Source organism: Roseateles sp. (genome assembly GCF_039929605.1).
Taxonomy (GTDB): Bacteria; Pseudomonadota; Gammaproteobacteria; order Burkholderiales; family Burkholderiaceae_C; genus Pelomonas.
This window is the reverse complement of record NZ_JBDSQX010000193.1, coordinates 25117-35021: the sequence shown is the minus strand read 5'-3', so window position 1 is coordinate 35021 and position 9905 is coordinate 25117. Positions and strand designations below refer to the sequence as shown.

At 68.7% G+C, this 9905-nt stretch carries 8 protein-coding genes; 7 read left to right on the top strand and 1 reads right to left on the bottom strand.

Going from position 1 to position 9905, the window contains the following annotated elements:
* Positions 1-307: 307 nt before the first annotated feature.
* From ABIS05_RS26190 to ABIS05_RS26175, 4 genes are all read left to right on the top strand, one after another.
* A complete protein-coding gene (locus tag ABIS05_RS26190; protein ID WP_348012547.1) occupies positions 308-1054 on the top strand; it encodes an SDR family oxidoreductase in 747 nt (248 codons plus the stop codon).
* 201 nt (positions 1055-1255) lie between these two features.
* Positions 1256-3133 (top strand): Ig-like domain-containing protein, encoded by a 1878-nt coding sequence (locus ABIS05_RS26185; RefSeq protein ID WP_348012546.1) that lies wholly within the window; start codon positions 1256-1258, stop codon positions 3131-3133.
* 44 nt (positions 3134-3177) lie between these two features.
* Positions 3178-4353: an OmpA family protein gene (locus tag ABIS05_RS26180; protein WP_348012545.1), complete on the top strand. Its 1176-nt coding sequence runs from the start codon at positions 3178-3180 to the stop codon at positions 4351-4353.
* Positions 4354-4493: 140 nt separating this feature from the next.
* Entirely contained in the window at positions 4494-5336 is an 843-nt protein-coding gene (locus tag ABIS05_RS26175; RefSeq protein WP_348012544.1) for a plasmid replication/partition related protein, read from the top strand.
* A 22-nt stretch (positions 5337-5358) separates the two neighbouring features.
* On the opposite strand, the gene ABIS05_RS28285 is transcribed toward ABIS05_RS26175, so the two are convergent.
* Positions 5359-5766 carry a FitA-like ribbon-helix-helix domain-containing protein gene (locus tag ABIS05_RS28285; protein ID WP_407074876.1) on the bottom strand — a complete coding sequence of 136 codons (408 nt, stop codon included), beginning with the start codon at positions 5764-5766 and terminating at the stop codon, positions 5359-5361.
* Positions 5767-5825: 59 nt separating this feature from the next.
* On the opposite strand from ABIS05_RS28285, the gene ABIS05_RS26165 reads away from it, so the two are divergent.
* The 3 genes from ABIS05_RS26165 to ABIS05_RS26155 are packed head-to-tail and all read left to right on the top strand — an operon-like array spanning position 5826 to position 9902.
* Positions 5826-6812 (top strand): DUF58 domain-containing protein, encoded by a 987-nt coding sequence (locus tag ABIS05_RS26165; protein ID WP_348012543.1) that lies wholly within the window; start codon positions 5826-5828, stop codon positions 6810-6812.
* Positions 6809-8839 (top strand): DUF3488 and transglutaminase-like domain-containing protein, encoded by a 2031-nt coding sequence (locus tag ABIS05_RS26160; RefSeq protein ID WP_348012542.1) that lies wholly within the window; start codon positions 6809-6811, stop codon positions 8837-8839. The genes ABIS05_RS26165 and ABIS05_RS26160 overlap by 4 nt, the downstream gene beginning before the upstream one ends.
* Before the next feature lie 22 nt (positions 8840-8861).
* Positions 8862-9902: a hypothetical protein gene (locus tag ABIS05_RS26155; protein WP_348012541.1), complete on the top strand. Its 1041-nt coding sequence runs from the start codon at positions 8862-8864 to the stop codon at positions 9900-9902.
* Positions 9903-9905 lie beyond the last annotated feature (3 nt).

Here is a 9905-nt window from a genome sequence, read left to right as displayed (position 1 = left end):
GGTGAAACTGCCCCTCGCCCAGTCTCGCCCTGCTGCACGCGGGCAAGCCCAGTCGGTCCCCCGAGGGGACGCCGATGCTCCCGGCATTGAGCCGCTCGCATCGTCAGGCGGGCCGGCTTGGGAGCGGACCGGCGCTCGGCCCGAAATACATCCGTTTCATCCGCTGTGGGTGGCGCGCAGCGCCATGGAAAACTGACATGAAAACCAAGCAAAGCCACAGAGGCACGGAGGCACAGAGGCCGCGGGATGAAGGTCCCTCTGTGTCTCTGTGCCTCTGTGGCTGTGTTCTGTCTTCCAGGACCTGAACATGGAACTCGGGCTGAGTGGCAAGGTCATCCTCATCACGGGCGGCGGCGCTGGCATCGGCGCGGCCATCTGTGCGGCGCTGGCGCGTGAAGGCGCCCTACCCGTCAGCCTCGGTCGCGGTTCAAGCGCCGAACATGCGGCTCGCCACTTCGAGCTGGAGCTGGAAGACGAAGGCGCTGTCCGAGCAGCCGCCGACGCGACCGTGGCCGAGTTCGGCGCCATTCATGGCCTGGTCAACAACGCGGGTGTCAACGACGGCGTCGGCCTGGACGCCGGCCCCACTGCATTCCGCGCATCGCTGGAACGCAACCTCGTCCACGCCTACCTGCTGGCCCACCTGTGCACGCCGCACCTGCGCGCCACGCGCGGCAGCATCGTCAACATCTCGTCCAAGACCGCAGTGACCGGCCAGGGCAACACCAGCGGCTACACGGCCGCCAAAGGCGCCCTGCTCTCACTGACCCGCGAGTGGGCCGTGGCCCTGCGCGGCGACGGCATCCGCGTCAACGCCGTCATCCCGGCCGAGGTCATGACGCCGCTGTACCGCCAATGGCTCGACGGCTTCCCCGACCCCGCGGCCCAACTCGCCGAAATCGCACGCCGCATCCCGCTCGGCCAGCGGCTGACAACGGCGGAGGAGATTGCCGACACGGTGGTGTTTCTGCTGTCGGAGCGGGCTGGGCATACGACGGGGCAGTGGGTGTTCGTGGACGGGGGCTACACGCATCTGGATCGCGCGCTGGGCTGAGACCGCCAGGGCCCAGCGAGGCGTCTCGGCCTTGGCTCGAGGCGGCTGTCGGATGAGTGCTTCGCGGCACCGCGGAATTTCGCCCTGCTAGCCGTCGGTCTGGTCGCTCGTGTGTTGGCTCCCGCACAGACCGGCACGCCGTCCATCCCTACAAGGCAGATTCTGCTGCGAACGTTGCGGCCACGAATGCCGGGACTTCTCATGACTTCGATTCAAACCCATTCCCGTCCACGGGGCTGGCGCGCCTGCGCGTTGCCGCTGTTGATACTTGTCACGCTGGCGGGCTGCGGGGGTAGCGGGCTGGATCCCGTCCTCGGCGCGACCGTCGCGACCAATCTGCCGACAGTCGCCAACACCTTGCCTGCCGCAACCGCGCCGATCACCACCGGCGTCAGCATCAACACCCTGGTGCAAGCCACGTTCAACAAGCCGATGCTGGCCTCGTCGATCACGAGCGGCAGCTTCAGCCTGGCCTGCCCCGCCGGAACCCCGGTGGCGGCCACGGTCAGCTATGACGCGGCCAGCCAGGTCGCCAGCCTTCGCCCCGCTGCGCCGCTGCCGCCCAGCACCACCTGCCAGGCCACGGTCGGCACCGGTGCGCAAGACAGCAATGGCATCGCCCTGGCCAGCGCCTTCGTCTGGAGCTTCACGACCGGCCTGGCCGTTGCCGCTGACACCACACGGCCGACCGTGACGCTCACGAACCCGGCTGCCGGTTCTTTGCTGGTGGCCAACAACAGCGTGATCACCGCGACCTTCAGCGAGCCAATGACGGCTGCCAGCCTGACGGCCAGCAGCTTCACCGTCACCAACACGACGCTGGGCACCTCGGTTGCCGGTACGGTGGCCTATTCATCCGCCGCCAGCACCGCCACTTTCACCCCGGCCGCCCCCGGCACGCTGGCCAATGGCAGCCTGTTCACCGCGACCGTCACCACGGCAGCAACCGACTTGGCCGGCAACGGGCTGACGGCCAACAAGGTGTGGACCTTTACCACCGGCGCTGTGGCTGACACGAGCGCGCCGACCGTGACTGCCATCTCGCCCCAGGATGCCAGCACCGCGATCTGCCTGGGCAAGAGTGTCAGCGCCACCTTCAGCGAGCCAATGAATCCGGCCAGCCTGAACACGGCGACCTACACCGTCACCGATGGCGGCGTGGCCGTAGCAGGCACGGTCAGCTATGACGCCGCGAGTCAGATTGCCACCTTCAAGCCCACGGCCGCTGCCGGCTTCGCGGCCAACCGCAGCTTCGTCGTCACCATCGTTTCAGGCGCGGCTGGCGTCAAGGATCTGGCCGGCAACCCGCTTGCCAGCAACCGCAACTGGGACTTCACGACCAGCGCGCTGGCCTGCGGCGCCACCACCAGCCCGGTCGATCTGGGCCTGGCTGCCAGCTTCGGCGCCTTTGGCGGCGGTGCCGGCGTGACCAACCAGGGCATTAACACCGTGGTCGGCGGCAATCTGGGCAGCACGGCGGCGTGCACCTTGATCACCGGCTTTCATGACGCCACCAATGTCTACACGCAGACGCCGCTGAACATTGGCAGCGTCAACGGCAGCATCAACTGCGCGCCGCCTGCGCCGGGCACGGCTGCCACCTTGGCCGTTGCCACCCAGGCGCGTGCCGATGCACAAGCTGCCTACAACGCCTTGGCCGCCCTGCCACCGGGCAGCGATCCTGCGGCCGGTCAATTGGGTGGCCTGGTCTTGCCGGCGGCGGTCTATACCGCTGCGGGCGGCACCTTCGCCGTCACCAGCGGCGACCTGACCCTCGACGCCCAGGGCGATGTGAATGCCGTCTGGGTGTTCCAGAGCGCTGCGGCCCTGACCGTGGGCTTGCCAGCGACGCCGCGTCGGGTCTTCCTGATCAACGGTGCGCAGGCCAAGAACGTGTTCTGGCAGGTCGGCAGTGCGGCCCGCATCGAGGACGGCAGCGCCATGGTCGGCACCATCATCGCGCCCGCCGGCGTGACGATCTCCACCGCCGGTCAGACGATTCAGACCACCTTGGTGGGACGCGCCATCGGCCTGACTGCCTCGGTGACGCTGGTCAACACGACCGTTGTCGCGCCCTGAACGGACAGCGGCCGCAGCCCACTTCACCCCCATAAAAGCCTCCCATGACCTATTCCAACTCGAACTCCACATGGTGTCTGTTGACGCTGGCCAGCCTCGGCGTGCTGACAGCCACATCGTCCTGGGCGCGGCCCCAGGAAAGCGGCTATTTCTACGGCGGCATAGGTGTCGGCCAGACGCGGGCCAAGATCGACGAGGCACGCATCAGCGCCAGCCTGCTCGGCGCAGGGCTGACGACCAGCAGCTTTGCGCGCGATGAGAAAGACACCGGCTACAAGCTCTTCGGCGGTTACCAGTTGAGCCGCAATGTCGCGCTCGAACTCGGCGTCTTCGATCTGGGCAGGTTCAACTTCAGCGCAACGACGGTGCCCGCTGGCGTGCTGAACGGGCAACTCAAGGTTCAGGGCTTCAACCTTGACCTGGTCGGGACACTGCCGCTGACAGAGCGCCTGTCCCTCATCGGCCGTGTCGGCGCCACGGCCGCGCGCACTCGTGACCAGTTCACAGGCAGCGGCGCGGTCGCGGTGCTCAACCCGAGCCCTCATCAGCGCGCCAACAACTACAAGTTCGGTGGTGGCCTGCAGTACGACATCTCGCCCGCATTCCTGGTGCGCGGCGAGGCGGAGCGTTACCGCATCAACGATGCCGTCGGCAACAAGGGGGATGTGAACATGCTGTCCATCAGCCTGGTCTTCCCGTTTGGCCGCGCGGTCAACACGGCCCGACCGATGGCCGCGTCTTCCAGCTACGTCGCACCTGCCCCAATGCCGGCTCCGGTCGTCGTGGCCGCTGCACCGGCCCCTGCGCCGATACCCGTCCCGGTGGTCATGCCTGAGCGCCGCCGCGTCAGCTTCTCGGCCGAGTCGCTGTTCGGCTTTGACCGGTCAGAGATCAAGCCCGAAGGCCGGGCAGCGCTGGACAGATTCGCCAACGACACCCGCGGCGCGCAGTTCGAGGTGATCGTGGTCGAAGGCCATACCGACCGGCTGGGCACGCCGGCCTACAACCAGAAGTTGTCGCAGCGCCGTGCCGACGCAGTCAAGACCTATCTGGTCAGCGAAGGCGGCTTCGATGCCAACAAGGTCACCGCCAACGGCCAGGGCGAAGCGACTCCGGTGACCGCCACCGCCGATTGCAAGGGCAGCAAGCCAACCGCCAAGCTGATTGCCTGCCTGCAACCGGACCGTCGCGTTGACATCGAAGTGACCGGCACACGCTGATCAACGGTCCCGAGCCTTCGGGCTTTGGATGAGCGAGCCGACGTCGCCATGCCCAAGCGTTGCGCATCGCGCTTCGCCCGTGACCCATTCATGACTCCCTAAAATCTGCTGCCTCACCTTTCGCCCCGCACCCGGTTTTCATGCACATCGTCGTCAACGAAGAACTCAAGGCCTACATCGACCCATTGACGCCGGAGGAGCACGAAGCGCTGGAGCGCAGCCTCCTGGCCGAGGGCTGCCGTGATGCGCTGGTGCTGTGGGGCGATGTGCTGGTGGACGGGCACAACCGGCACGGCATCTGCAGCAAGCACGGGCTGCCGTTCCAGACGGTGCAGAACACGCGCTTCAAGTCCATGGAGGACGTGCACCTGTGGATGATCGACCAGCACCTAGGCCGGCGCAGCATCTCGGACTTCCAGCGCGGCGTGCTGGCGCTGCGCAAGCGCGAGATCGTGGCCGAGCGGCGCGCGCGCAGTGCTGAAGCCGCAGCCCCGCCGACCGCCGCCGAGCTGCAAGCGCCGGCAGCCCCTGCCCAGGAGACGCTGCAAACGCGCGAGGCACTGGCCAAGGCGGCGCGGCTGAGCAGCAGCCAGGTGGTGCTGATCGAGAAGATCCAAAAGCAGGGCGCGCCCGAGCTGGTGGCGGCGGTGAAGGCCGGCACGGTGTCGATCAACGCGGCGGCGGCCGTGGCGACCTTGCCGGCGCAGGAACAGGCGGCCGCAGCGGCCGCCGGGGCGGACGAGCTGAAGCAGGCGGCCAAGCGGGTGCGTGAGGCCAGGCGCAGGGCGCCCGCAGCGTATACGGCCGATACGCGCGATGCCCCAAGTACAGATGAACCAGAGCAGTCGGTGGATTCGTTGCGTGTGCGCGTCGCAGCGCTCGAGGCCGAGAACGCGGCATTGCGGCTGGAGCTGGCGGCGCTTCGTTCAAGCCTGCCGTCGGTGGCCCCGGCAGCAGCAGCCGACCCCGACACGCCCTTTTGAACACGCGACGCTTATCGCGCGATCAAGGTTCAAACCTCATCGGATCGGCCGGCGCCTTGTCCTGCGCTCGCTTCAAGGCCTCGACGGCCTTGTCAGTCAGGCCGACGTTGCGGCCAATTGCTGCCATGGCCTCACCCATGCGGAGGCGCGAAGCCGGCATGACGGCCGCTTCCAGAATCGCGAGGACCTCGGCCTCGGCACTTCGCCCGTGCTGGGTCGCGCGCGCTTGGAGGGCACGGTGCACTTCATCCGGCAGATTGCGAGCCGCGACCATGAAATGCCTTGCCTCGTAGGCCTGGGCCAGCGTGGTTAGGATGTCCAGACGGTCCCCCTCCGGCGTGCCCAGATCAGGGTCAACTTCCATCAAGCCCGAGATCTGCTGAAGGGTGGCCTTGTAGTCTGCTTCGGTGTGGATGGGTCGGATGTCCATGTCGTGCTCCGTGGCCGGTCAGGGTATTTCAACCCTAACCAGCCCGTATCCTGCGAGGCATGCGCCGTTTCCTCGCCCCCCTGCGCGCCCGCTGGCAAGCCTGGTGGGAGGCCCGCCAGCCGCCGGCCGACACGCACAGCACCACGCAGCGCAACGTCTACATCGTCCCGACACTGGCCGGCCTGGCCTTCTGCGGCACGCTGGGCGTGCTGCTGGTCGCGTCCATCAACGAGCAGCTGAGCCTGGGCTACGCGCTGACCTTTGCGCTGACCGGCGCGGGGCTGGCCTCCATGCACACCACGCACGCCAACCTGCGCGGCCTGCAGATGGACCTGAAGGCGCCCGACGGCGTGCATGCCGGCGACGAGTTCACGCTGGAGCTGCGCCTGCACAACCCGGGCAAGGCGCGCTTCGGCATCGCCGTCAGCGCCCAGCTCGACAGCGGCCCGAGCGAGCCCGCCTGGGTGGACGTGCCGGCCCTCGGCCACGCCGTGCTCAGGCTGCGGCTGCCAGCGTTACAACGCGGCTTGCGAGCGCTGCCCCGGCTCGCCGTGACGACGCGTTTCCCGCTGGGCTTCTTCCGCGCCTGGAGCTACTGGCGGCCGGCAAGCAAGGTCTGGGTCTACCCGCAGGCTGAAGAAGTGCTGGCGCCCTTCCCCACCCAGGCCGAGGCCGGCGCGGGCGAGGCGGCGTCCGCGCACCAGTCGGCCAGCGGGACAGATTTCTCAGGCGTGCGCACCTACCGACGGGGCGACTCGATGAAGCAGGTGTTGTGGCGCAAGTCCGCTATGGCGTTGGACCACGGCCTGCCACTGTGGGTGCGCGAGACCGAAGCGCCGCTGGCCAAAGACCTCTGGCTGGACTGGCGCGACACGCAGGGCCGCGATGTCGAGGCCCGCTTGTCCCGCCTGACGGCCTGGGTGCTGGCCGCTGAGCGCCAGAGCCAGCCCTACGGCCTGCGCCTGGCGGGCCGCGAGCTGGCGCCGTCGCTCGGCGCGTCGCACCGCCAGACCTGCCTGGAGCAACTCGCGGAGTTCCAGGCATGAGGGCCATCCCAGCCTGGTGGGAGCGCCTCCCCCGCGACACCCGCGACAGCCTCTTCCTGCTCGGCGTCATCACCGCCGTCATGGCGCCACACGCCAGCCACCTGCCGCTGTGGGCCACGGCGCTGACTGGCCTGGTGCTGCTGTGGCGCGGCCAGATCGCCTGGCGCCAGCAGCCCCTGCCCAGCCGTTGGTGGCTGCTCGGCATCGCGCTGATCTACGCCGCGCTGACCTGGCTGACCTTCCGCACCCTCGTCGGCCGCGAGGCCGGCATCACGCTGCTGACCGTACTGATGGCGCTGAAGACCATGGAGCTGCGCGCCCGGCGCGACGCCTTCGTCGTGTTCTTCCTCGGCTTCTTCCTCGTGCTGACGCAGTTCCTGTTCTCGCAGTCGCTGCTGACGGCGGCGGGCGCGCTGCTGTCGCTGTGGGGGCTGCTGGCGGCCGTCGTGCTGGCGCAGATGCCCACGGGCGTGCCCAGCATCGCCATCGCCGCGCGGCGCGCGGCGGGCACGACCGCCTTGGGCCTGCCGGTGATGGTGCTGCTGTTCGTGCTGTTCCCACGCATCGCGCCGCTGTGGGGCGTGCCGACCGAGAGCATCGGCAAGACCGGGCTGTCCAACCAGATGGAGTTCGGCGCGATGAGCGAGATCGCCAACGACGACAGCATCGCCATGCGGCTGAAGTTCGACGGCGCCGTGCCGCCACCCGACCAGCGCTACTTCCGCGGCCCGGTGCTGACCCGCTTCGATGGCAAGACCTGGCGCGCGCCCGATGCCCGCAGCAGCCAGAGCTGGCTGCGCAGCCGCGACGAGTTGCGCACCAGCGGCCCCGCCCTGGCTTACGAGGTCACGGTGGAGCCGCTGCGCATCCCCGTGCTGCCGCTGCTGGAGATGAGCCCCGGCGGCCCCGGCACCGAGCTGCAACTGCAGGACCAGCCCGACCTCACGGTCACGCGCGGGCCCGAGCTGCAGTGGGTGTCGAACAGGCCCATCACCGAGCGGCTCAGGCTCACGGCCACCGCCCACCTGGGTTGGCGCGCGGGCCTGAGCCTGAACCGCCTGCAGCAGGCCAAGGCGCTCGAGCTGCCCCCGGGCGGCAACCCGCGCAGCGTCGCCTGGGCGCGCGAGCTGGCGGCGCAGCCGCGCTTTGCGAGCCTGGCACCCGGCCCGCGCGCCGAGGCCATCGCTGCGGCGCTGCTGGACCACGTGCGCAGCAACGACTTCATCTACACCCTGTCCCCCGGCCGCTACGGCGAGGAATCGCCCCACGTCATCGACGAGTTCTGGCTGGACCGGCGCCTGGGCTTCTGCGAGCACTTCGCCTCCGCCTTCGTCGTGCTGATGCGCGCCACCGGCGTGCCGGCGCGCATCGTCACCGGCTTCCAGGGCTGGGACGCCGAACCGCAGGACGGCTACCTCATCGTGCGCAACGCCAATGCCCATGCCTGGGCCGAGTACTGGGTCGACGGCAAAGGCTGGCTGCGCAGCGACCCCACCGCCGCCGTCGCGCCCAACCGCGTCATCCAGGGCCTGGCCCTGCAGCCCCAACCGGGCGTGCTTGGTCAGTTCAACCCGACGCTCTGGCGGGCGATGCGCGGCGGCTGGGAAGCCATCAACAACCGCTGGCAGCAGGTGGTGCTGAACTACTCGCGCCAGAACCAGTTCGACCTGCTGAAGAGGATGGGTTTCGAGCGCCCCGACTGGACCGGCCTGGGCCAGGCGCTGGCCGGCGTCATCCTCGTGTTCGCGCTCGCGTCGATGGCCTGGATACGCTGGAACAGCCGGCCGCACGACGCCTGGAGCCGCCAGCGCGCTCGCATCGCTGCCCAGCTCGCACGGGCCGGCGTCACGCTGCCGCCGCACGAGGGCCCGGCCGCCTGGGCGCGGGCGCTGCGCAGGCAACACGGCCAGAAGGCGGAGCCTGCCGCGCAGTGGCTGGAGAAGCTGGAACGCTCGCGCTACGCGGCCGATGCGCCGGTGCCAGCCTGGGGTGAATTCCACCTGGCGGCGCGCATGCTGAGAGGCTGACCTCAGGAGACACTCCTGCGCCATGCTGCCACGCCTGCCCGCTGTTCTGCTGCTCCTGCTCTCTGGGCTCTCTGCGCTTTCTCCCGCTCATGCCGCCGAGCCCACCCGAACACCACGGCAGCTGATCGACAGCCTTGGTGTGGAGATCCGCCAGATCCTTGAGAACCGCAGGTCGAGCAGGACAACCGAGGACGCCGAACGCGCCGTGGCGGAGCAGATCACCGCGCTGGCCCGCAGTTCCCCGGGTGATGACTCGCTGATCGAAGCCGACGCGCAAGGCCGCACGCCGCTGATGCTGGCCGTCAGCGGCGCCTATCCGTTGGTCGTCAGGGCCCTGCTGGCCGACCCCATCGTTAAGGTGCGGATCAACGCGGCCGACAAGGCCGGCGAAACCGCTTGGATGGTCGCCAACTTCGCGCCGTCACTGACGCTGGTGGCCTGCCAGCCGGGGGCGCTCACGCTGGAACGCTATCCGCTGCTGCCGCCCTATCTGCGGCGGATGACTGACCTGCTCAGGGCCAAGGACTCCACCGCCATGACCATCGTCAAGTCCCTGGAACAGGCTGGCGCCAGGGTCGACCAGGAAGGCGCAAGACAGGCCTGGCTGTCCCGCTGCCCCAACACCACGCCCGAGTTGCGCCAGGCGCTCAACAACGGCGCCTTGCTGACCACATTGGTCGACCACGCGATGCGTCGCCAGACGAGCTTCAGCAAGACCTATCGGGAGGGCCTGGCCGGCATCCCCCAGAAGCCGCCGCAGGACATGAAGTTCGTCCGCGTCAGCGCGGGCCTGCGCCAGAACGTCAACCGCTTGCAGTGCGCGCACAGGGAGGCGCCATCCTTGCGTGGTGCGCTCCCCTGGTCGGGCGAACTGCTGTTCAAAGTGGAGGTTGCCACGCGCTCCGGCGCCGTCGAGGCCGTTGATTTCAACCTGCTTTCGAGCGGCGGATCCAACCCGCAAGTCGTCGACTATTTCCGCAGCGTCATCCTGCAGGCGCTGGCGGCCCTTCGCTGCGAAGGCGAGCACGTCTTCGAGCAAGAATTCAAGTTCAAGATCGAATGACCT